We start from the raw sequence: 21,603 nt of genomic DNA, 5'->3' as shown, positions 1-21,603 counted from the left end.
CCCAAGTCGCTGTGACCAGGGGGCTTGTGCTTGGGTGCCCGGCTTTTCACCGGGGTTGGACCTTCACGGCGTCCTGCCGCCTGGCTGCCTTGCTCCCCGGAGGGACGGCCGACTCGAACGGCTACCACAGGACCGTGCACAGAGCTGGACTCGAACCAGCAAAGGTCAATGGCCCTGACCTCATCCACCGAGAGCTACCCGGTGGAGCCTCTACCAATTTGGCTATCCGCGCATTTTGCCAAGACGGACGACCTGCCGCGTCTCGTTGAAGTCAGGGGGGCTGAGGCCCTGTCGCTCTTGGCTCACCATGGGGTCGCCCCCGGCGTAGTCCCTACCGTGTCCGCCGGCCCGTCGTCGGCAATGGTCCAGACGCGGGGAAGCCCTCGCCGGGGTGAGCCCAGCGAGGGCTTCAGAGTCCGGCGAACCGAACGGCCCACTCTCCCCAGGACGGGAGGCAAGCGGAGCCCGGCGACGGTTCCTGCGCCACCAGGTGCGAGAAGAACGCTACCGACCGCGAGCCGGGTGCGGGTAGGGACCAAAGTCCCGAGTTCGGCTACTTGTCGGTCACGCTGTTGATCTTGCCGCAGCGGCCGGACACGACAGCTGCGCATCCGTATCAGGTAGATACGGATGCGCAGGCCTGTGGCGCTCAGGGGGTGGTCGCGGCGAACACACGGGGTGGGTCAGTCGAGGTCCCAGGGGTTGTCCGGGTTGTAGGTGCTGCTGCCCTGGACGGCCTGGTGGCGTCGGTGGAAGCCGGCGTCGACCATCGGCTGCAGCTCCCGGGTCTTGCGTGGGTTGCGGACGACGCTGCCGGCATAGACGGGCTGCTGGACGACGAAGCCGACCGTGTCCCAGTCGCGGGTGTTCATGCCGCATCCAAAGCGGCGTCCGCCTCGTCGTAGGCGGCAAGGGCGGCAGCGTTGTTCTGTCCGAACACCGCGAGGACCCGAGCTGTCTTCACGACGCGCATGCGGTAGTCGACCAGGGCGTTCCAGGCGAGGTTGTGAGCCCTTCCCTCCGGGCTATGGCGTGGAAACTTCGCTCCCCCAGCAACCAGCTGCGGCACCTCCGGAACGGTGCAGGTGCCCAACGCGTGGTGGGTGGTCCAAGACTCGATGCCGCCGATAGTGGCGAAGCCGGCTCCCGCCTCGATGTCCTGCTGGCAGACGAAGCAGCGGCCGGGGAAACGGTTGACGATCGTGCGGACGTTCGATGCGGCGGTGGCCGAGGTGACAGTGAACCGGTCGAAATCTACGGTGTGGGTGGTCATGGGGTCTCCTTCATGGTGAGGCCGGGGGTGACCTCTGGTAAGTACCGTGTCGGCTTCGTATGCCACGACAACCACTTCAGGCCGATCCGCCGTGTGAGCTACGTCTCCTTTAGCCGTTCGTATGCCACGCCCAGATTTTGCCCTGTAAGCCGCTAACCCCCTCGCGCAACCTGGCACAAGCGGGGGGCTCTGAACGCCAGCGGGCGCTACCGCCGCGCCCGCGTCAGGAACGGCAGAGCCCCCAGCCGCGGTGTGCGACTGGGGGCTCTCCGGGTGGGGTCAGAACGTGGCCCCCACCATTCGCGGCTCGTCGAGCTCCGCGGAAGGGTCGGCCGACTCGGCGCCGGTCACCAGGTTCAGCGTCGGGACGGGCGTGGAGCTCGCCTTCCGCTTGCGGCTGTGGACGGTCGGGTCTAGCTTCCCGACCCGGGCAGCCTTCAACATCGCCGACGCGGTGCTCGGGGCGATACCCAGCTCCGCGGACAACTGCCGGTAGGTGATGCCCAGCGACAGGGCGGCGGCACGACGGCGGTCCGCTGCCGCCTTGTACGCCAGTCGAGCCTCCTCCACCGCCTCGTGGGCTTCGTGGAGCTCGTCGTACTGAGCGTCTCGGGTGGTCATGGGGTGGTCCTCTCGGGGGGTGAGGGTCGCAGGAGTGCGGCCACCCGTCACCGTGCGCGCTTCGTGGCATACGGCAATGGCTGGCGAACCACCGAATCTGTCGGAGGAAATCCCTACGCTGTCGCCATGGCGAAACCGCAGTGGGTCCTCGACCTCGAGGCCAAACATGGCCTCCCCTACCTGGAGATTCCGGGCACCATCTACACCCTGTGTTACGACCCGCCCGTCATCGTCAGGTCTGTCAGCCGCAACTACGCCGGCCCTTCACCCGTCTTCGCCCGAGGCGGCTTCGAGTCCGCCACGCCCATCCGTCACTACGTCGGCTGGACCCAGCAGGCGGACCCGCGGAAACGCATCAGCAGGCACCACCGGGCGGCGACCCCGGTCACGGTCACCCTGTCGACGGGGACGATGCTCGACGAAGACCACCTCCAGCAGACCGGCCACTGCCCCACTTGCGGCGGGGCGTTCGCAGACTCACTCGCCGTCTGACCCCGCCGGAGAAATGGCGGAAGCCCCGGCACACAGCACCGCGGGAGATGCGCGGAGAGGGCCAGGGCTTCCTACAGGCGGGAGCTTGTTCCCCCGAACTACAACCGCCTGCCCAAGTCACAGTGAGGGCGGCCCCGGACAGCGCAAACGCCTCCGATGACGCCGAACCGGGCACGGCAGCAGGCGAACGACGATAGCGTCCGGCCATGACTGACGCGCCTACCCAGACCTCCGCTGTCGACGATTGCAGGCAGGGCCATGTCTCGCCGAGGAACGGGCGTCAACACAAGGGCGCTTACGAGGAGTGCGTCTGGTGCGGGCCGCCGGCGCGCGAGATCGAACGCGACGCCGCGAAGAAGCTCCAGACGAACCTCGCCCGTACCATGCTCGACGCTGGCCGGACCATCCACGAGACCGCCTACATCGTCCCGCCCGACCTGTGGGACAAGGCCGTCAAGCGGCTCGAGCGACGCGAAGGTAGTGATCCCGCGGGACTGCTCGAGGCGGTCCTGACCGACCTCGCCATCCCGTACGTCCGAATTCAGCCGTAGCGCCCAAACCGGCCCGCCCCCGCGATGGGGACGGACCGTTCAGCAGTCGTACGTCAGGCGGAGATGAACCCCTCCACCGCCTGCGAGTAGCCGAGGCGCCTCTCCACGGCTCCGTGCCGCCGTCGGGGAAGCTCCGGCAGGTTGTCGGTGAACCCGGCGAGTACCAGGTCAAACCCGACCGCGTGCTTAGGGCACCACTGGAGCGTCACCCGCACCAGCTCGCCGTCCTCCGTCAGACCCGGCATCACCGGCGACTCGTGCCCGACCGTCACCTCCTCACAGCCGGGCACTGCGCAGTCAGCGTCGCCCCACTCGACTGAGGTGCTCATGCGGCCGGAGCGTTCGCGTCGTAGTCGCCCAGAGGGTCGGCCACGGGAGCGACGCCGGCCGCGGGCTGCGACGCCTTCTCCAGCTCGGCAGCCTCAGCAGCCTTCGTCGCCGCGACCTTCTTGGCCAAAGCCGCCTGAAGCCGACCGATGACCACGTCCGCCTGCTCCGGAGTCAGGAACGTCACCTGAGAAACGCCCACCGCCCCACGGAGCCCAGCCTCGAGAGTGGCGCTGTCGAACTGAAGCTCGTCAGCGAGCTCCATGATGGTCGAGATCTGGTCGGGGCGCGCCGTCTCGACCGCGTCGGCGTTCAGTGCGGCCAGCATCTCGGCGGCAAACGCTGCTGCGTCTGGTCCGCGGAAGACGCGGTTGGCGAGCTCGGAAAATCGGGTCTTCTCGCAGGCTGCGCTGTGCTCGAGGTCCAGCTCGACGGCAATGTCGAACTCGTAGACGAGGTCCTCGCTCTGAACCGACTTGACGCCCTTCTTGATGACCTGCCGGCCCTCCTGAACTGTGTTCACCTTCGATCGGGCGGTGCAGATGACGTGCAGAGGGGCGTCCTTGACCAGCTGGTAGAACGCGAACTGGACCGGCTTGCCGGTGTTCCAGCCGCTGAAAGAGTTGCCTCGACCAGCCGCCTCGACTACCTCGAGGACACCGCCCGGACCAGACCAGAAATGGGTGAGGGAGTCGACCACGATGGCCTTGTAGCCGGCGGCTGCGGCCTCGCGGAAGACCTCGCGGAGACGCTCGGGGTGGTAGGGGGCAGCGATCTCGAGGACGTCGAAGTTGAACTGGTCTGCGTAGAGGCTGGCCGAGCCCTTCTCGGTGTCGACAAACGCAATGCTGCCGTCCGCGATGTTGGCGCGGTACTTGACGCCGTCGTGAGTGACGGTGCCGCCGGCGAGAATGGTTGCGGACACGAGGGCCCACATCGTCTTGCCGGCTCCGGACGGACCGCTGAATACGGTGCGGGAGCGGGAACGCTTGCGGGTGGCCTTCTGGAACATGGACATGGTGCGGTCTCCTGGGAGTCTGCGCCAGCGGGGGTGCTGGACATAGGTGACCGTGAGAGCGCAGCAGGCAAACAGTAGTAGTAGGACTGTGTGATCAGCATCACATCCGGCGGCTGTCTAAGAGATCACCTCGGCCTGGTCTGAATCCTGTTGTTGTCCCGCCATCGGTTCCCTGGTTGCCACATGTCACTTTGGATTGACGCCCTTGTCGCAGGCGGCGAGAGCTGTTGGGAACGTTGTCCGCAGCAGGGCGACAACTCTGGGGTTGAGCTACCGGTTCGGCATGCTCCGATTGGACCCGCTTCGCGTTCGAGAAGAGCCTCGGCTACTCGACGAAGTACGTGCGACCGGGGTAGCCAGAGGAGCGCGACGACGAACCCTCGCGACCACCGCTGCGGAGTACCCGCTCCAGTCGCGACCGCGACCGGTGGTTCCGCATGGCGTTGCCGGCGAGCAGCATCAACCACAAGAGAACGCCAGCACCACATAGAAGTTCGCTGAGGTGACTCCTCCAAACCATTGGGTCTGATAGGTGCGAGATTCTCAATCCGACCGCAACAATCGGTCCGAGCAGCGCTAGAACAACACCCAAGTCTTGGAGAGCCCTCGACTCCAGCTGCCTGTTCCGGTCGTCGCGAAGAATGATGGCGACCGCGAGCGCCACGGGTAGAACGGAGGCGCTCGCCAGCCGGCCCCAGCCGCTGCTCAGCCATGCCCCGGCTGATGTGAACACCCCTGTCCACCGGACTGCGCAGCCGTCTCCTCCGCACTTGGAGTCGAGGCCGGTCGAGACCAGGTTGATCGCGATGCCGACAACAACGATGCCGAAGAGCCAACCGAGCGCGACTCTCACCCAACGCAGCAGCATCAACCCAGGGTAGCGGCACACCAGGTCCTGAGGTTATCGAACGCCTGTTCTACTGTTGGCTGATGGGCCAGTCGAACAGCGACAAGCACTGGCCACGACCGACCACCACCCGCCACTGCTGGATCAAGAGCAGGGACCGGCTCACCCCACCCGTCCAGGGATACGTGCTCGAGTGGCGCCGGCACTCGTACCGCTACACCGCTCTCGTCATCTACCTGGAGCCGGCCGGTCGCATCGTCCAGGAGTGGCTGCCGCTCGAGCAGCTCGCGCCCGTAAGGCCGAGACCCACCGACCTACCCCGCGACAGCTACTGAACGGTCAGAAGCGCCCAAGACGAAGGCGCACCTTCACCAAGCGGCTCTGAACCGGCTCCGAGTGGTAGAGCCGTCGAGTCTCCGCGGCGAAGAAGCGGCAGTCGTTCATAAAGTGACTACCGAGGTAGCGATAGAACCATTTCCAGTGTGGGGTCTGGTAGCGCCAATCCATGATCAGGATGACCGCGAGGGCCACGAGACAAGTAAGGAGCGTGAGCGCTGGAAGCCCTACCGAGTCCGCGGCAGGCGCTGGACCGACCACGAGCATCGCCGCCTGCGCGAGAGCAAGCCAAAGCACCACAACCCCGCCCAGCAATTCCGGGACGTGAGGTTCGTCTCGACTGGCGATGACGTAGGCCAACACAAGGCAGCCGAAGTAAAGCAGGAAAGCCGTGACCAGGAGGAGACCGTCGCGGTACGGGTTCGACAGCCACCGCAGTACCGGCGGGCCGTACTGGTGAAGTAGGGGCAGCACCTCGCCCGAACAGCCCTGCGGCCCACAGACGGGATCTAGCCCGTCGCCCAGCCAGCTGACAAAGACTCCGCCAGCGAGGAAGCAGATCAAGCCCCAGCTCACCCGTGAGAACCACCTCATGCCTCATTCTACGGCGGTGGCGGGTCTGTCAACCGGTTCTGGCACTACGACTCACAGCCCGCCCAGCGCCTCGATGATGGCGTCCAGGTCAGCCTTGGCGGCGGCATAAGTAGCCAGCTTGGCCTCGAGCTCGGCGATGCGTTCGGTGAGATTCTGCGCGACTACGGGATCAGCGGGTACCTGCGGCTCCCCGGCCTCGAGCGTCTCAGCCTGTGCGGCAGCGATGGCGTCGACGACGTGCTGGCGAGCGTGGTCGGACACTTCGGTAGGGATGTCGACCGCCCTCACGCCAGCGTCAGTCGCCTCGTAGGTGACGGTGAGCACGGCACCACAGATCGGGCAGGAATCGTCGCGAGTGAACGTCACCGCAACAGTCTCGGGGGCATCGGTGGTCACAGGGTCACTCCGATCGCGGTCGCGCGCAGGGCGACCGTTAGGCTGGGCTGCGGGTCGGTCTGAGATGCGTCGGGAGCGGCGTTGCCGTTACGAATGTAGGCAGCGAACCCCGACGGGGTCCGGGTGATGCCGAAGATGTCGCACTGCGTGTTCAGGACCTGCTGAGTCAAGTAGTAGTCGTAAGGGCCTGCCTTGAAGCTGACGAACGCGTTGTTCCTCACTTCCGGTGCGGTATAGCCGGCACCGTCGAACACCATCGTCGACGTCGGGTGAGCGCCGTTCAGATCGGCCACGTAGATGACCGGGCGACGGCAGTCCCTGTCGGTGCCCACGGTGGTGATCGTTTTGTCCAGTTGAGAGGACCAGACGACTCCCCCGAAAGCGAACTTGTTGTTGCCCAGCGGCGCGAACACGATCTGACCGCCGTTGAGAGTCTGCGGGAAGCCGCCGTCGTCGAAACTGGCCGGGACGAGGCCGGTAACGCTGGTCATCTCGCGGGTCGACGGGTTAGCCCGGATCATCGTCACGCCCCAACAGGAGGGCTTTCCCCCATCGGCAGCCCCTGCCGCTGAGACGATCCAGCACAGTTCACCGTCGGGAGTGATGCCCATCTGGGAGTGGTTGAAACCCGGTGCGGTTCCGACCAGCGTGAAGTTGGTCGTCGTGTCGTCTGGCTTGACGCACCACACGTACGAACTGCTGCTCGTCTGGTACACGGCGGCCCAAACCCATCCGCCGCCGCTGAACATTCCTAGAACCTGAAGGGTCGCGCTGGACTTGGTGTTGTCGACGCCGGCGATGGTGTGGAGGCCGAAGTTGTTCGCGGTCCACGAGGGGCCCACCACGTCGGCGTTCTGGTAGCACACCTGCTGCCAGGAGTATCCGCTGTCGGCCGTGTTCAGCGGGGAGTAGTTGAGCACCCAGCACCGTCCACTGTCGGCCACTGCTCCATAAATGCCGTTGAGGCCAGTGCTGCCAAACGCGGCCGAGACCGCAGTGCCGTCGTCGTGAACCCGGATCAAGCTGTAGCCGCCGAACAGCAGTGCGCTGCCCTTACCGACGGCCCAGTCAGACATCCGGTAGTTGTTGCCAACGATGACTCCCTCGGTGCTGCCGGGGGTGACCATCAGTAGTGTGCCGGTACCAGCGTCGCCGCTGTCGGTGCTGGCCCGTCCGTCTACGCAGGCAAGTGCCCCGACCGGGCAGCCTCGGAACGGGAACCGAAGCGACTCGAGGTGGTTGTATCCAGTCCTGGCGCCGCTGAACCGGGCCGCGTTCCACAGTGACGGGCTGCTCGCAGCCAGGTCGACCGGATAGTTGCTGGTACCGACCGCGCGAGTCGTGCCGAGGCCGATGTTGGTCCCGCTCGCGGCCGGCGGCTGCTGGGTGTAGCCACCCCGCCACACACCGGAGTCCTTCACGTAGAACGCCATCGGTGCCGACTTCAACAGCCACACGTCACCGTCGCTGCCGTCACCCGCAGCCGGCTTGTGGTCGGAGACCGTCAAACCGCCCGAGCCGCCACCAGCGGCACCATCAGCCAGCAACGTCCACTCGGTGTCACGAATAGCCGACGGGGCGAACGGCGTGTCCTTCAAGCACAGCCACAACTTCGAGCCCACCAGGTCAAGATCGTTCTTCTTCCACGGGCTGGTGGTGTTGTAGTGAACGGCGGAGGTGTCCGAACCGCCTGGCAGCGCCTTCCACTCGGCCACCGTCGGCATGTCCTCGCCGTACGTGTCATCGTCACCACCCTGCGTCGACGACGCACCCGGCTGCTGGTTGGTGTCCTTCAACGCGATGTAGGTCTTGCTGCCGACGATGCGGACCGCGCCCTTCGTGTAGCTGGTCGGAGCCTTGCGTACGTCCAGGTGCATGTCACCGCCGCCACCAGCAGACGTCACCGTGACCGTGTCGCCGTCGTTCACCGCGGTCAGACCAGCGCCGAACTTCACCGTCGGAGCGGTCACATCGGCGTCGGAGGCGTTCTTGATGTGGGCGACGACACCGTTGCGGCCGTCGATCCCATCAGTTCCCGCAGTACCGGCAGGACCGACCGAACCAGCAGCGCCATCCTTGCCGTCTGCGCCCTTCTCTCCCTTCGGGCCAGCCTTCGACGTCTCCACCTTCGTGACGCGCTTCTCGACAGCGTCCAGGCGTGCCTCGTGAGCAGCCTCCACAGCCTCGCTGGTGTTGTGCTGAGCAGCGTGGCGGTCCACCTGGTTGGTGCTGTTGGTGACTCCCACCGGGCTGCTCCTTCAGGTCCTCGGACGCAGCTGCGCCCTCCATCGGAACTGTCCGGGGAGGGCGGCCGCAAGCGAGGGGCTGATGTCTTAGAGAGGGTTGCCGTCCATGTCGACCTGGGCCACGTACAAACGGCCGCGCCAGATCGCCTGGCCGTTCATGATGCGGATGTGCTCAACGCCCGGCGTTGCGTTCCTGTCGTTCGGATCGACCCACAGGATTGCCACCCCCTGGGACCAGGCCTCCTGCCTCCTGGCCGGCGCACCCGTCGGCAGGACGGCTCCCCGGGCGCTCGGGACAGCACCATCCACCCGACACAGAGCACCCGGGGATCCCGACACGATGAGGCGCCAAACTCCATCGACGAGGACCAGCTTCTCCGTGTAGCCGGCGCGGTGAATGTGCCCGTAGTGCGTGCTGTTCGTCGGGTACTGCGCCAGGTACTTGTCGCTCGTCTGGTTGTTCGTCGGCCGGCAGCAGTCCCCGTGGTGAAACAGGTTCGAGCCGATCCAGTGCTGAGCTGCGGGCCACTCACCGCAGCTACGCCAGCCGGTCTCAGCCTGACGCGTCAGGTACTCGACTGTGAGCACAGGCTCTCCGAGGTCCGCACCGGACGGTGTGGCCCGCCGGACCCCGATGAGGGGCGAGTTCGTCCCGGTCAAGTGCCGCGTAAAGCGGGCGTCGTGGTTGCCGCCGACGAAGACGTGGTCAGCGTTCGGAGTGACCGCGGCTAGCTTGGCGTCGAACTCGTAGGCCGTCTGAAGGCTGCGGTTCAGAGCTCCGAAGGCGAGCACAGCAGCTGCGCTGTCGTGCTTGGACAGTGACGGGAGGTCCAGATGGTCGCCGAGGTTCACCACGTGCTGCACGCCGTGCTCAGCTTCCGCGTCAGTGGCGATCTGTATAGCCACGTCCATGGCTCGGGGGTCGTGGGTCGGGTGCCAGAGACCGGTGTCGGGGTCGAACCACCACCCGATCTGGCAGTCCCCGAACTCGAAGACGCACTCCCTGTCAGTGACTTTGCGACTGGGCAGACGGGCCGGAACCTTGATCCGGACCTCGATCGGGGTGGCCTGCCGAACCTCAACCTCGGCCTCATCCTCGACCGGCTTCACCCGCAACCAGTGGTCACCCACCTTGATGGTGCCGGCGACGAAGCCTGGTGGGACGTTGATGTCCTGCTGCCGGAACCAGTCGGCCTGCGTCTCCTCTGCCCGCTCCACCTCCCGGTCGATAGCGGTGAGCACGGTCGGCTCTTCGACGAACGGCAGCCCGGCCGTCGCGGCGTCAGAGGTGTAGTGGCGGGCGTGGGTGCGGTAGGCGTCTCGGTACAGCCGGCCGCCCAGCATCTGCTCGGCTACTGGCCAAGCGTCCAGCTGGGACATGGTGGTCAGGTGAGCGAGCTGGGCGTCGCTGAGAGAACAGACGCGACAATCGGGGGTTCTTGTCATGCCGGAACACCTCGGCGCCCCGCCGAAACCGCAAGGGGCCGGACTCCGAAAAGCCCAGCCCCACGCAAGACTGATCCCATTCCGTTATGAGCCCGTGGTGTCGTACCGATGACGCAGAGCCTCGAATGCGGCGGTTACCTCGGCAAGTTGCTGCTGGGTAGCTCGCAGCAGACGGTTTGCCTCGGTGAGAGCGTCCTTCAGCTGCTCGAAATCCTCGTCCTTCACGCGCAGCTCGTCGCGGACACCCTTCAGCTCGTCGCGGGCAGACTTCGCGTCAGCGACAGCATCGTCCCGCTGCTGGTTGGCCAGCCGAACCAGAGTCTCCGTCGACCCGAGAATGCGCTGGTCGCTCGCAGCCCCGTTGTCGACGGCTGTACGGCGACGGTCCTTCAGCAGCTTGAACAGTGCCGCGATGGCGGAGAGCACGGCACCGACGACCAACGTCGGAATGCCCGCCTCCTGAAGCCAGCCGATCATGACCGCCTCCCCGTGAAAAAGGCCACGAGAGCGAAGACGACAGCAAGTACCACGGTCTGCGCGAACCCAGTCGCAGTAGGCAGCCCGCCACTCTTGAGAATGGCAGCCGCATAGAACGCTTCCGTCAGGGCCATGAGGCTGCTCCCGAACAGCAGCAGAACCGGCCGCTTCCACAGCAGGGAGACCAGCACAGCCGCCCCACCGGCCAGGTAGATCCACGACCAGGCGGTAGCGGCATCGTGGCTGAACGCCTCACCGATGGCTCGCGAGGGCGCGTCGAACACGAGCTGGCCCGCACCGACAAGTACGGCAGATGCGGAGACGGCGAAGAGGAAGACCAGCAGCACCAGCGGTGCGCAGCGGCGGACGAGCTCAGTCATCGCGACCAACCTGAGCGAGCTGAGACTGGGCTGACTCGTGGCGAAGACGCTCGTACCCGCGGTACGAGCCGAGCAGCAGCAGTCCCAGGGCGAAGCCGAAGTAGCCGGAAACGGCCGGCGAGTCGAAGCCGGACACGCTCGTTCCGGCGAGCCCGAAGTACGCCGCTCCGGCCGCACCGAACAGCAGGCCGACCTGCTCAAGGATGAACAGCCGGAACGGCTCCCGTTCGGTCCGCGACAGCACGCTCACGGCGATGAGGAGAGCACCCAGGCCGTAGTAGGAGACCCAGAAGTACTGCCAGCAAAGCGGAAGAGCCTGCCCGATCGCCTTTGACGACGGGCCGGCAATGAGGGTGTAGACGCTCCACAGGACCGCGGCCAGTGCGGTGCCGAGTTCGAGGTTGAACCTCAGCAGGGCAAAGCCGACGTGTCGTAGGGCGCGCATGCCCTCTACCGTCCGGACCGCCGCACGGGAAGCCGTCAGCTGTCAGGCAAGTTTGCCGAGCACCGCCCACATGCCCGGGCCCTGCTGAACCACCAGCACGTCATCGTCGACCGTCGGGCTGTAACCGGCCAGGTAGCGGACCCACGCCGTGTCGGTGAGCGTCAACTGGACCGCAGGCGGGGACGACCGGACCGCGATCACCGTCGCCATCCGAACCACCGCCACCTCAGCTCTCTCACGCTCCGGCCGGCCCAGCTCCCAGACGAACTCGTCCATCACATCCTCCTGCTCACCGTGACGCGAGTCGGGGTCTTCCAGTCGAGGTCGAAGACGAGCTGGTTCACCTGGTAGAGGTCGTCGTCCAGCTCGAGAACATCGGAGGTGGCTGCGGCCAGATCGCCCACCTCAGCGTGCGGCGCTGGGGCACACGTGATCTGGATCGTCTCGGTAAGCACGTTGCGTTTGCGCAGCTGAGCAATGCCAGCGTTCTGAGCCTGGGCCAGCGTCTTGATCGACGACGAGCGGTACTCGATCGCCACCACCCGCCCAATCGTGTTCACCCCGTAAGGCCCGTTCAGGTCCTGGACGGTGGCGGTCACCGGCTTCGACCCGGACGACTCCGCGTAGACGACGACCGTGTTGACCAGGTCGGCACCTGAGGGGGTCTGCTCGAACCGCTGGGCGGTGCCGGTGTCACGCAGCTCCCAGTCAGCGGTACCTGTGGTAGCAGAGGCCGCCTTCTCAGCGACGGCGTTCCCGTTCCGGTCGATGTACAGCCCCCAGCCGGCCGAGGCAGCCAGCGCCTGCGCGTCCTGCCACGGGTCCCCGCCTTGGCCGTAGCCGGGGGCGTAGATGAGCTGCCCGGTCACATCCCCGCCCGACGACGGGGTCGCCAGCGAGATTCCCGGCAGCCGGTTCGACAGCAGCGCCTGCAGTGCGTCAGCCACCGAAGTGCCGTCAGCGACGACGAACGCCCGCTCCCACCGGGCAGCCGCAATGTCGGCGGCCGCGTCGTAGCCGGTGATGCGGACCGTCTGCCCATCGTCCCCGTCGACGAAGGTCGGGTCGGTGACGGTGAAACGGCCGAGCGGAATCGTCTCCCAGGTGGTGGTGCCGGGCAGCAGGCAGCGCTGGAACAGACGCAGCTGCGTGGTCAGCGGCAGCAGCAGCCCTCGCAGGTACCGTCGGCGGTAGTCCCCGTACGTGCCGGAGCCGTAGGTGCCTTCTCCGTAGCTGCGGTTGTGGCCGGTGACACCCTCCTCAGGGGTGAGGCCGTCCAACGACGCGAGCGTGACGGTGCACGACCTCCGGATAGCTGCTGAGCGGTCCTGGGTGATAGAGCCGCCCTCGACGGCCACGCCCGCGAGCTTGGTGCCCGTCTTCAGAGACCACAGCTCCCCGTACACCTGAACCCGGTCCGGTCCTGGCCCCTCCAGGGCAGCCTTCAGGGCTGCACTCACCGGGTACATCAGGCGACCCCGACCAGCGACAGCTTCGCGTAGAACAGGGGCAGCACCTCGCGGTCGGGCACGTCGACGCTGCGGTAGGTGAATGACCCGGTGAACCGGCACGGCCACTCGACGCCCATGTCGTCGGTTAGGACGACCCGGCGGCTGAGCTTGCGGATCTGCCGCAGCACCGCGAGCTCGGACTGGCTGCGGAACATCACCTCAGGGATGGTGATCGTCGGGATCTGCGGGTCGCCCTCGGTCACCCAGACGCTGTTGCCGCGCAGGGACCGGTGGACGGCCGTCTCATACCCCTCGTCGATGGTGATGTCGCCCGCGACCGGACGCAGGACGACCGTGAGCCCGGACACCGGCTCGGTGATGCTGAACCCCACCTCAGTGCCCCCTCTGCTGTCGGACGGTCACGCGACCGCCACGGTTGATCTCCGCGAGCACCGCCCGCACCTGGTCAGCAACCGGGACTGCGTCGGCTGCCTTCACCGTCGCCGGGATCGCGATCGTGTAGTTGTTGACCGTGCTGCTCGAACTCCCGGAAGCCGTCAGGCTCCGGACCGGGGAGGTGTAGTCGAGAGAGCCGACGTTCGCCGACATCGCCAGGCTTGGCTGAACTTTCGCCAGAGCCGTGGATAGGGCGCCCTTCAACGCCGGCACCCCAGCCTCAGCACCTTTCCCGAGGTCACGCATCAGAGCGAGCCCGGAATGTGTCGTGTAGCCGGATCCGGAGAACGGGCCCTCCTTCGCCGGGGAGAACGGGAACAGGTTGCGGATGTCGGACAGGACGCCGACTACCGCGTCCTTCACGTGGGAAGCCGTGTTGACGATGCCGTCGATGAGGCCCTGAAGGATCGCCTTTCCACTGTCGTAGAGCCACCGACCCGCGTTCGACAGGGCGCCCTTCACCCGAGCACCCAGCCCGGCAACGAAGCCGATCACCTTGTCGACCGAACTGCGGACGAACCCGACAATCTGGCTCCAATGGGAGAGGACGATACCCAAGGGGTTGAAGCGGAAGAAAGCGTTCTTCACAAATTCCAGCGCCGTTGGCACAGCCGCCTTCAGCCAATTGACTACCGCCCCGACCGCAGTCTTTATAGCTCCCCAAACGGCTAGTGTGAGAGCGCGGAATTTTTCATTGTGCTTCAATAGATACACACCAATCGCAATTAGCGCCCCGATGGCCACGATGATTAGCCCGATCGGGTTCGCGGTCATGGCGGCGTTCAGCAGCCACTGGGCAGCGGTCATGACCCCGGTCGCCGCGGCGCCGGCCAGCATCACCGCGCGGGACGCGACGAACGCGGCACCCTGCGCCACCTGGATGGCGATGGTCCGAGCTCCGGAGGCGACCCATACAGCTGCTGTGCGAGCTGCCGAAGCCGCGGCAGCTGCCGCGGTGGCGATGAACTGACCGGCGATGCGAGCCCCGGACGCGACCCAGGCTGCTGCCGTCGTGGCGGCGTTCGCAACCGCAGAAGCTGCCGTAGCCACCCACGAGGCAACGGTGGTCGCAGCGGTTGCCACCCACGAGGCGGCTGTCGCGGCCGCTGAGGCGACCGCCGAAGCGGCCGCGACAGCCATGTTCGCCACCCACGTGGCAGCGTTCGTGACGACCGCAGCCGTCGACTGGAGCAGCGTGCGACGCTGGGCAGCCTGAGCAAGAGCGCCTGCCCGGGAGCTGGCCGCAGCCGCGTCCTGAGCTGCGGTCTGCGAAGCCAGCGCCAGCTGGTTCGCTCGAGCCGACGCGGTGTTCAGGTTCGCCTGGGCGGTCTGGACGCCCAGAGTGGCCGCGGACCGCTGCTGGGCGGTGGACGACGCAGACACGGCCACGGCGACAGCACGCTGACGAGCCGCCTGCAAAGCCGCCTGAGCGTTCGAGACAGCGACCTGCGCCTGAACCAGGCGAGCTGCCGCGACCTGCGCTGCCGCGGAGGCGGTAGCGGCAGCACCAGCAGCAGAGGTCGCAGCAGCCTGGGCGGTGGCCTGGGCAGCAGCAGCAGTCTGGATGGCGCCCAGGACCGTCTGCGCAGCACCCAGCGCAACAGTGGCCGCCTGGAACGCCTTGAACCCGGCCACGATGATGCCGACCGAGGCAGCGGCCACTAGCACGCCGTCGGAGTGCCGAGTCATGAAGTCGGTCACGGACCGCAGTGCCGGGATGACAGTTCCGGACAGGAACGACGCCAGCACGGTCACGTGCGGCATCAGCGACGACGCCAAGGCGAGTGCCAGCTTGGTCACCGACACGATGAGCGGACCCGCCGCAGCCGCCGTCTTGACGATCGCCGGAATGAGCTTGTTCACCAGGGCCGGTCCCTGCTGAGCCAGCGCAGAACCCACCCGGGACGCGACGGGGAGGATCCCGAGCAGGGCGCCCACGAGCGGCCGGAAGTTGACACGGGACAGGACCGGTCCGAGCTGGGAAAGCCCGGCGGTCAAGGTTTCGGAGACCGCGCTGCCGACCTGCGTGAGGACCGGCAGGAGGGCCAGCGCTGCCGGGATGACAGCCGAGGTGAGCACCGACGCTATCTGGGCGAAGCTGACCATGAACGGGCCCGCCGCAGAGACGATCGCACCGAGCAGTCCGAGAAGTTGGGGTGCCATCTGCGCCACGGTCACCAGGACCGTCCCCAGCGATTCGCCGAGGATGCGGGCTGCCGGACCCAGCAACGACGCCTTCGACGTGATCGCGGCCAGGAGAGCAACGACGCCAGGGCCAGCTCCGGTCGCCACCGAGATGAGCAGCGGAGACAGCTGCCCGACTGCCAGCACCGCCTGAGTGAGGACGGGGAGGAGCACCTGTCCGGCCTGGGCGGCGGAGTCGAAGAAGGACTTCAATGCAGCCTCGCCGGCTGCCGTCTTCAGGAACGTGTCGGCGGCACCCGTGACCTGAGCGAACGTGGTCAGCAAGCCGGCACCACCGCTGGCGGCGAAGACCGAGTGGAGAATGCCGACGACGTTGCCGAGGGTCTGACCGAGGACCTTGGTGGCCGTGATGCCGTCCTGGATCCAGTCCGCGATCCCGCCGCTGGCCCGGCCGGCGGCCACCATGTCGCGCAACTTCTCGGTCACGCCGGTCACGCCGGTGGCCAGCCCGGGCAGGAAGCCGGACGCGACGACGGTCAGGTCGCGCATGATCTGGACGACGGAGACGACGGCCGGACGCAGGTTCGCGAATGCGTGCCGGACGTTCAGCATGATCGTCTCGAAGTCGCGCAGCGACTGCCCGGTGACGAGGAACTTGATGACGTCCTGGGTGGTGACGCGGAACGTGGAGGCGAGCGCGGTCAAGTGCTTCTGCAGCAACGGCAGGTAGGCGCCGGCGAGGGTCTTCACGGAGCCGCCGAGGCCGTCGAACAGCGACTGCTGCACCGAAAGCGCGAGGGTGCGGAACGCCGGCTTCAGGCTGTTGATCGCCTTGACGAATTCGCGTGCGGCCGGAGACAGCTTGGACAGCTCGACCTTGAGCTTCTTCGGGTCGCTCTCCTTCAGGGCGTCGCCGAGGCCGAACAGAGCCAGCTTGAGGGTGCCCGCCGCGGCAGCACCGGCGAACAGCACACCGGGCAGCAGCCCCGCGGTACCAAGGAGCGGCAGCAGCGCATTCGTCAGGGCGACCGCCCCACCAGCTGCGGCCTGCGCACCCAGGACGGCGAAGCCGGCAGCGGCCGCCTTCAACGAGCCCAGCAGCGTCTTATTCATGACCTTCGCGGTCGTGCGGGCAGACACGCGAGCAGCAGCAAGGGCACTGAGAGCCCCTGCTGCTGTGCCGTCGACGACTACTCGCAACCTCGCTGCGTACACGTCTCAGACCCCCGGTCGGCTCACTGCGACCGCTTCTGCCGCCACGCTTCGTACTGTCCGTACGTCTGAGCCGCAGTCAGCCAATAGAGGCCGAGCGGATCCTCGATCAGCTGGGAGGCGTAGTAGGCGTTCCCCCCGCAGGCCCCGATCCAGGGCAGCCATGCGGGGGTGAGCCGCCTCAGCTCTTCCGGGGCTTGGTCGCCGACTTCGTGGAGGGCCTTGAGGACTTCGAGCTCGGCTTCCGGTCCTGCGGTGTCAAGCGCTCCGGGCCTTTTGGGTCCGGGGTCAGCGCCTCGGTGATGGCGGCGACCAGGACGAGCAGCTGGAGCAGCTCGAACGTCTCCAGCACCTCCTGGGTCGGCTCGAGCGGACTGTCGTCCTCGTCGAGGACCTCGTCCCAGGACTTGATGACCGCGGCGAGGAACTTGGCGATGACCGGCTTCGCCTCGTCCTCATCGTCGAAGTCGGCGATGTTCTCGAGGCTCTTGCTGGCGGCCTGGAACGCAGTCGTGCGCACTTCGACCTCGATGGAGTCGTCGCCGTCGAAGTCGATGACGATCTTGCGGGTCAGGAGCTCTTCGGCCCGACGGCCGGTCGCGATGGCGGAGCGCTTCATGGGGGTCCTTACGGGAGAACGGACGCACCCCCGGGTTGGGGTGCGTCCGTCACCGTTACGGCGAAGCCGCGTCTGGCAAGCCGGGTCTCAGGCGACCGAGTTGACCAGTGTCACCTTGTGGCTGAACCCGTTGGCGTCGACGACGATGCGCAGACCGTTGGTGGCCGCGTACACCGCGTCCTCCTCGCCGCGCTCGTGGCTCTCGCCGTTCACGCAGAAGTCGAAGGTCAGCTTCTCCTTGACAGCCCCGTCGAGCACCAGGCCGGTAGTCTCAATGCGGACGTAGCGCGGGGTCGAGGTCCGCAGCGATGCGAGGAACGACCGGCCGGCGGTGTCAGCCACCGACAGGAGCTCCACGGTTCCGTCGATTGCGGTGTTCACCGTGGTGTACCCGCCGACGAGTCGGATGAGGTCGGCCAGGTCACCAAACTTGATGGTCTCCTTCAGTCCGCCGGCCAGGAGGGTCGTGCCCAGCTCCTCGAACGTCGGGTCGACGTACACCTTGGCGGTTCCGCCGAGGACGGGCCGGGCGGGCAGCTTGGTCGACCCGGCGGTCCGGGTGATGCCGTCGGTGATGGCACCACCTTCGAGCTCCATCTTGAACGAGCTGTCGCCGGAGTTGTTGCCCAGCTCGAACTCGACGGACTTGGCGATGACACCGGCGACCTCGAAGGCGCTGACTGCGTCACCGACCTGGACGGTCCACGTGGGCCGGCTCGCGCTGAGCACATACTCGTGCTTGAACGCCTTGTCGGCGACGACGACGGTGGTGGTAGGGGCGCCGAACGCGAGGGCCAGCTGGTCTGTGAGGCCGTTGTAGCAGGCGACGCCCTCGAGAGAGCCTTCGGAGGTTTCGCGCTTCACATAGACGAGATTGTCTACGTACTCTCCGGAGCTGCGGTCACGCTCGGTGTCCTGCTTGGGGTTGAACTCGAGCTTCCCGGTGGACGGACGGCTGGTGGCGGGAACAGCAGTGCCGGCAGTGGCTTCCTTGCCGTACTGCGCCCTCTGCTCGACGTACGAACGTGCGGACATGTGCTGCTCCTTGCAGGTAGTGGGATGTCGCTGTCTCAGACGGTCCGCTGAGGTCTCACTCAGGCAAGGCTCCGACGACGACGGTGAACCGTCCACCGAGCGCCCGGACGACGTTGCCGTCGCGGAACTCGGTGCTCGCAACCTCGGCGATGCGCTCCGAGGAGCAGATGACGCCACCGGGTCGGACCACGTTGTAGACAGGTGACAGCAGCGCGTCGATGCGGTCAGCTGCCGGGGCGATGCGTCCGGCGCTGGACGGCTTGCTGTCGGGGACGGAGTCCCAGACCCGGACGATGACTTCGACGGTGGTGAGGGCGCGGGAGCCTTGGTAGTTGGTGTCGACGGGGTCGCCGTACGACTGGACGGTCAGCAGTGGGTAGGCCGCTGCCGACTTGGGCGCCAGGCCTTCGTACACTCGGTCTCCGACGACCGCGGTCACCTCCGGGTCGGCGAGCAGGGTCGTCACCGCCCAGCCGGCCGCACACCGATAGGCGTTCACCGCGACACCCCCTCGAGGATGCGGGCAAGTCTCAGCTGCGCCTCCGGGGTGATGTCGCGGATGGCTTCGGTGAGGAACGGACGGGCCTCCATGTACTCGGTGCCGTCGTGAACGTAGGAGGCGTACTCGAGCGGGGAGTAAACCTCGCCGTGGGTGCCGGCAGCGGTCAGCTCGACGGTAATGCTGCGCCACAGGTCACCGGTGATGATGGCATCGTCGCGGATGATGATCTGCCGGGCCCGGTTGCGGGTCGCGTTCACGGCGCGGGCGACCTCCTGGACGACGCCGAGCCGGATCGCGTTCTCGAAGTGCTCGAAGTTGTCCTCCGCCATTACGACGGCAGCACGGCGGGCCATCAGCCAGCCACCGAGCACAGGCAAGAAATCTGGGCGGCGTAGCTGTTGTCCGGCACGAGGTCGACCTCGTAGCGGACACCCCCGACGACGAAAGCGTCTCCGGACGTGACGTTCGTCCCATAAGGCACAGTCACCTTGTAGGTGGACGAAGCTGACAGGGCGGCCGCAGTCGCCAGGTCGCGGCCGGTCAGCGCAGACCTGGAACACGGCACGGTGGCAATCACCGACTCCGTACCGGTCTGACCTCCCTCACCGTCGGGCTCAGAAGTACTCCGCAGGACCTGGGCGCTTTCGGGCATGAACTGGAGAACGACCTTGCGCAGCCCCGCCAGCTGGGTGTCCGGGTCGAAGATGCCGGCCATGTTCAGGCCCTCCGCGAGGGCACTGAGCGGAACCCTGCCCGGGTCGTCGCGGCCACGGTTGCCACGCCCGCCTGAACAGCCCAGTGGTCCCTCTGCGCGATGCAGTGTGCGTACACCTGAGACGCCGACTGCGAGACATCACCAGCTTTCACGTCGACTCCCGGGGCAGCCTTCGCGCACTTCGCTGTCCAGCCGCGGTACAGCGCCATGGCGAGCCCGTAAGAGGCCGCAATCGTCTGCACTCTGACTCGCTCGTCGGCCGTCAGTGCAGGCTCGGAGGTTGGCTGGAGCAGCAGGTCCAGCTCTGCGGAGGCAGCAGCGTCGAGGGCGGTCATGTCTACGACTGTCCGGTCGTCGTCGGACCGGTCACGGATATCCGGGCGCGCCAAAGCCCCGCCCCTCCAAAGAGGGGCGGGGCTTTGGCGTCAGGCTCAGGACTTGTTCGCCCAGGTGGCCACGGCCAGGTTCGCCGGACGGGTCACCTTCGCGCCGTAGACCCGCAGGCCGGACACGCGGGTACCGAACCAGTTCTCCGACTCCATGCCGCGCACCTTGACGATCTGGTCGGCGACCGTGGTGGCGTTCCCGACACCGGCGACAGCCTTGCCGGCGATGGCCGGAGCGTTCGTCAGGATGACGGTGAAGCCGGCGGCCTTACCGATGACACCGTTCTGCAGACGGTCGTCGGCAGCGTCCGCACCCGAGGCGACGAAGCGCTTGTCGAGCAGGAGCTTCGCCTCAGCGTCGGCGTCGACGAGGACGAACCGAGCGGCAGTCGGGCACTCGGCCTTGTTCAGCCGGGTACGCAGCGGGATGAGGATCTTGTCGTAGAAGTCCTCGGCCGCGTCGATGCCCTGGGCACCGGTCACGGTGATCTTGTTCGCACCGGTGGCGTTACCGGCGCCGGCGACCATGACACCCAGCACGAAGTCGTCCTCGACGAGGGCGATCCGGTAGGCGGAGTCGTCGGTGGCCGAGGCCAGGTACTTCGGGTTGGTCTGAACCTTCTCGATGTCATCGACGAGGAAATCGAACGACTTCGCCTGGTCGATGGTCAGCGTGGTCCGGTTGGTGGTCAGACGCTCGGGGGCTCCGAGGCCGGCGGTGCGGTCGTAGTCCTTGACGGTGACCGGCTCGAGACCGTTGATGTGGACGGAGTCGCCCTGGTTGGCGACATCACCCTCGTAGTCGTGGTTCACGACTCCGGGCTGAGCGGCGACGAGCGCACGCTTGACGCCGAGGGCGATCTCCTTCGACCAGATGGTGGGGACGAAAGTGTTGGTGGACATTGAGGGTTGCTCTCTCTGTGAGTGGAAGGTTGCTGCTTACTGGGTGGAGTGGTGCGGGTCTTGCGGTTGGGTCACCAGGTCTTCATGGACGCGAAGATGTGCTCGCGGTTGGCCGCGTACTGCGCGGTGTCCATGTCGTCGACCTGCTTCTTGGTGAAGTAGGGCCGTTTCAGGTCGGCGATGTTCGGACCGTCCTGCGTGCCGAGTCCGGGCTGAGCCACGGGCCCGAACAGGTCGGCGTACTCGGGGTCGTCCTTGACGGCCCTGACGAGCTCTTCGGCGTTGCCCTTGTCGGCGTCGAACGCGCCCAGGTCTGCGAGCCGGGCGATCAGGCCGGGCTTGCGGGCACCGGCAGCGACAGCAGCGGCCTTGATGGCCTCGGTGGCGTTACGGGTGTGCTCGGCCGCACGGAGCGTGTCGAGTTCTGACTTGAGCGCGTCCCGCTCGGTGGCGACAGCGTCGTGGTCAACCTTCGACACTGCGGTTTCGCGGAACGCGGCGAACTCTCGCTTGAGCTCGCTGTGAGCCTCACGCTCTGCGCTGAGAGCCTTCTGTCCGCCTTCTCCCAGAGGCTTGTCCTCCGGGTCAGTCACGGCTGCGGGCTCGGTTACGTCGTCAGCAGCTCCAGTCGGGACCGCGGCCGCGGTCTCCACAGGTGCGCTTTCGTCGGGTGTAACAACTTCCGTCGCCTCCACGGCCGCGGTCTCGACGGTGACGTCGGTCGCGCTCG

General features: G+C 66.7%; 28 protein-coding genes and 1 tRNA gene. 3 read left to right on the top strand and 26 right to left on the bottom strand.

What is annotated here, in order from left to right; genetic code table 11:
* Positions 1 to 135 precede the first annotated feature (135 nt).
* The 4 genes from ACFE7W_RS14515 to ACFE7W_RS14500 all read right to left on the bottom strand — a co-directional run bounded on the left by ACFE7W_RS14515 (position 136) and on the right by ACFE7W_RS14500 (position 1,894).
* Positions 136 to 232 (bottom strand) — tRNA-OTHER (locus tag ACFE7W_RS14515).
* A gap of 451 nt (positions 233 to 683) precedes the next feature.
* Entirely contained in the window at positions 684 to 872 is a 189-nt protein-coding gene (locus ACFE7W_RS14510; RefSeq protein ID WP_375425515.1) for a hypothetical protein, read from the bottom strand.
* A complete protein-coding gene (locus ACFE7W_RS14505; protein ID WP_375425514.1) occupies positions 869 to 1,273 on the bottom strand; it encodes a hypothetical protein in 405 nt (134 codons plus the stop codon). The genes ACFE7W_RS14510 and ACFE7W_RS14505 overlap by 4 nt, the downstream gene beginning before the upstream one ends.
* Positions 1,274 to 1,552: 279 nt before the next feature.
* Positions 1,553 to 1,894 carry a hypothetical protein gene (locus tag ACFE7W_RS14500; protein WP_375425513.1) on the bottom strand — a complete coding sequence of 114 codons (342 nt, stop codon included), beginning with the start codon at positions 1,892 to 1,894 and terminating at the stop codon, positions 1,553 to 1,555.
* A 126-nt stretch (positions 1,895 to 2,020) separates the two neighbouring features.
* On the opposite strand from ACFE7W_RS14500, the gene ACFE7W_RS14495 reads away from it, so the two are divergent.
* Positions 2,021 to 2,386, top strand: coding sequence for a hypothetical protein (locus ACFE7W_RS14495; protein WP_375425512.1), 366 nt, complete (start codon positions 2,021 to 2,023; stop codon positions 2,384 to 2,386).
* 206 nt (positions 2,387 to 2,592) lie between these two features.
* Positions 2,593 to 2,937, top strand: a complete 345-nt coding sequence (locus tag ACFE7W_RS14490) for a hypothetical protein (RefSeq protein ID WP_375425511.1) — start codon at positions 2,593 to 2,595, stop codon at positions 2,935 to 2,937.
* Positions 2,938 to 2,990: 53 nt separating this feature from the next.
* Here the strand turns inward: ACFE7W_RS14490 and ACFE7W_RS14485 are convergent, their stop codons facing one another.
* The 3 genes from ACFE7W_RS14485 to ACFE7W_RS14475 all read right to left on the bottom strand — a co-directional run bounded on the left by ACFE7W_RS14485 (position 2,991) and on the right by ACFE7W_RS14475 (position 5,150).
* The gene (locus ACFE7W_RS14485) at positions 2,991 to 3,266 is read right to left on the bottom strand and encodes a hypothetical protein (RefSeq protein WP_375425510.1); all 276 of its coding nucleotides are present in this window, start codon (positions 3,264 to 3,266) and stop codon (positions 2,991 to 2,993) included.
* Complete coding sequence (locus tag ACFE7W_RS14480; protein WP_375425509.1) at positions 3,263 to 4,282, bottom strand: AAA family ATPase; 1,020 nt, start codon at positions 4,280 to 4,282, stop codon at positions 3,263 to 3,265. Before ACFE7W_RS14480 ends, ACFE7W_RS14485 begins: the two co-directional genes overlap by 4 nt.
* Positions 4,283 to 4,607: 325 nt before the next feature.
* On the bottom strand, positions 4,608 to 5,150 hold the full coding sequence (locus ACFE7W_RS14475) for a hypothetical protein (RefSeq protein WP_375425508.1): 543 nt from the start codon (positions 5,148 to 5,150) through the stop codon (positions 4,608 to 4,610).
* A 62-nt stretch (positions 5,151 to 5,212) separates the two neighbouring features.
* On the opposite strand from ACFE7W_RS14475, the gene ACFE7W_RS14470 reads away from it, so the two are divergent.
* Positions 5,213 to 5,464, top strand: coding sequence for a hypothetical protein (locus ACFE7W_RS14470; RefSeq protein WP_375425507.1), 252 nt, complete (start codon positions 5,213 to 5,215; stop codon positions 5,462 to 5,464).
* 4 nt (positions 5,465 to 5,468) lie between these two features.
* Here ACFE7W_RS14470 and ACFE7W_RS14465 read toward each other — a convergent pair whose 3' ends face one another.
* The 19 genes from ACFE7W_RS14465 to ACFE7W_RS14375 all read right to left on the bottom strand — a co-directional run bounded on the left by ACFE7W_RS14465 (position 5,469) and on the right by ACFE7W_RS14375 (position 21,568).
* Complete coding sequence (locus ACFE7W_RS14465; protein WP_375425506.1) at positions 5,469 to 6,059, bottom strand: hypothetical protein; 591 nt, start codon at positions 6,057 to 6,059, stop codon at positions 5,469 to 5,471.
* A gap of 51 nt (positions 6,060 to 6,110) precedes the next feature.
* The gene (locus ACFE7W_RS14460) at positions 6,111 to 6,455 is read right to left on the bottom strand and encodes a hypothetical protein (RefSeq protein ID WP_375425505.1); all 345 of its coding nucleotides are present in this window, start codon (positions 6,453 to 6,455) and stop codon (positions 6,111 to 6,113) included.
* A complete protein-coding gene (locus ACFE7W_RS14455; RefSeq protein WP_375425504.1) occupies positions 6,452 to 8,701 on the bottom strand; it encodes a collagen-like protein in 2,250 nt (749 codons plus the stop codon). Before ACFE7W_RS14455 ends, ACFE7W_RS14460 begins: the two co-directional genes overlap by 4 nt.
* Positions 8,702 to 8,788: 87 nt before the next feature.
* Positions 8,789 to 10,081, bottom strand: coding sequence for a hypothetical protein (locus ACFE7W_RS14450; protein ID WP_375425503.1), 1,293 nt, complete (start codon positions 10,079 to 10,081; stop codon positions 8,789 to 8,791).
* A gap of 150 nt (positions 10,082 to 10,231) precedes the next feature.
* Complete coding sequence (locus tag ACFE7W_RS14445; protein WP_375425502.1) at positions 10,232 to 10,624, bottom strand: hypothetical protein; 393 nt, start codon at positions 10,622 to 10,624, stop codon at positions 10,232 to 10,234.
* A complete protein-coding gene (locus tag ACFE7W_RS14440) occupies positions 10,621 to 11,004 on the bottom strand; it encodes a hypothetical protein (RefSeq protein WP_375425501.1) in 384 nt (127 codons plus the stop codon). The genes ACFE7W_RS14445 and ACFE7W_RS14440 overlap by 4 nt, the downstream gene beginning before the upstream one ends.
* Positions 10,997 to 11,449: a hypothetical protein gene (locus tag ACFE7W_RS14435; RefSeq protein ID WP_375425500.1), complete on the bottom strand. Its 453-nt coding sequence runs from the start codon at positions 11,447 to 11,449 to the stop codon at positions 10,997 to 10,999. The genes ACFE7W_RS14440 and ACFE7W_RS14435 overlap by 8 nt, the downstream gene beginning before the upstream one ends.
* 42 nt (positions 11,450 to 11,491) lie before the next feature.
* A complete protein-coding gene (locus ACFE7W_RS14430; RefSeq protein WP_375425499.1) occupies positions 11,492 to 11,725 on the bottom strand; it encodes a hypothetical protein in 234 nt (77 codons plus the stop codon).
* On the bottom strand, positions 11,725 to 12,909 hold the full coding sequence (locus ACFE7W_RS14425) for a hypothetical protein (protein ID WP_375425498.1): 1,185 nt from the start codon (positions 12,907 to 12,909) through the stop codon (positions 11,725 to 11,727). Before ACFE7W_RS14425 ends, ACFE7W_RS14430 begins: the two co-directional genes overlap by 1 nt.
* A gap of 8 nt (positions 12,910 to 12,917) precedes the next feature.
* Positions 12,918 to 13,292 carry a hypothetical protein gene (locus ACFE7W_RS14420; RefSeq protein WP_375425497.1) on the bottom strand — a complete coding sequence of 125 codons (375 nt, stop codon included), beginning with the start codon at positions 13,290 to 13,292 and terminating at the stop codon, positions 12,918 to 12,920.
* Between the two features lies 1 nt (position 13,293).
* Positions 13,294 to 16,641, bottom strand: a complete 3,348-nt coding sequence (locus tag ACFE7W_RS14415; RefSeq protein WP_375425496.1) for a hypothetical protein — start codon at positions 16,639 to 16,641, stop codon at positions 13,294 to 13,296.
* A 253-nt stretch (positions 16,642 to 16,894) separates the two neighbouring features.
* On the bottom strand, positions 16,895 to 17,332 hold the full coding sequence (locus ACFE7W_RS14410; protein ID WP_375425495.1) for a hypothetical protein: 438 nt from the start codon (positions 17,330 to 17,332) through the stop codon (positions 16,895 to 16,897).
* 87 nt (positions 17,333 to 17,419) lie between these two features.
* Positions 17,420 to 18,367, bottom strand: coding sequence for a hypothetical protein (locus ACFE7W_RS14405; RefSeq protein ID WP_375425494.1), 948 nt, complete (start codon positions 18,365 to 18,367; stop codon positions 17,420 to 17,422).
* 55 nt (positions 18,368 to 18,422) lie between these two features.
* Positions 18,423 to 18,866, bottom strand: coding sequence for a hypothetical protein (locus ACFE7W_RS14400; protein ID WP_375425493.1), 444 nt, complete (start codon positions 18,864 to 18,866; stop codon positions 18,423 to 18,425).
* Positions 18,863 to 19,222, bottom strand: coding sequence for a hypothetical protein (locus tag ACFE7W_RS14395; RefSeq protein ID WP_375425492.1), 360 nt, complete (start codon positions 19,220 to 19,222; stop codon positions 18,863 to 18,865). Before ACFE7W_RS14395 ends, ACFE7W_RS14400 begins: the two co-directional genes overlap by 4 nt.
* Positions 19,222 to 19,584, bottom strand: coding sequence for a phage head closure protein (locus ACFE7W_RS14390; protein ID WP_375425491.1), 363 nt, complete (start codon positions 19,582 to 19,584; stop codon positions 19,222 to 19,224). Before ACFE7W_RS14390 ends, ACFE7W_RS14395 begins: the two co-directional genes overlap by 1 nt.
* 2 nt (positions 19,585 to 19,586) lie before the next feature.
* On the bottom strand, positions 19,587 to 19,919 hold the full coding sequence (locus ACFE7W_RS14385; RefSeq protein WP_375425490.1) for a hypothetical protein: 333 nt from the start codon (positions 19,917 to 19,919) through the stop codon (positions 19,587 to 19,589).
* Between the two features lie 96 nt (positions 19,920 to 20,015).
* Complete coding sequence (locus tag ACFE7W_RS14380; RefSeq protein ID WP_375425489.1) at positions 20,016 to 20,873, bottom strand: hypothetical protein; 858 nt, start codon at positions 20,871 to 20,873, stop codon at positions 20,016 to 20,018.
* Between the two features lie 71 nt (positions 20,874 to 20,944).
* A complete protein-coding gene (locus ACFE7W_RS14375) occupies positions 20,945 to 21,568 on the bottom strand; it encodes a hypothetical protein (protein WP_375425488.1) in 624 nt (207 codons plus the stop codon).
* Positions 21,569 to 21,603: the final 35 nt, after the last annotated feature.

The organism is uncultured Friedmanniella sp. (assembly GCF_964244285.1).
Taxonomy (GTDB): Bacteria; Actinomycetota; Actinomycetes; order Propionibacteriales; family Propionibacteriaceae; genus Microlunatus.
This window is presented reverse-complemented; position numbering and strand designations above follow the sequence as displayed.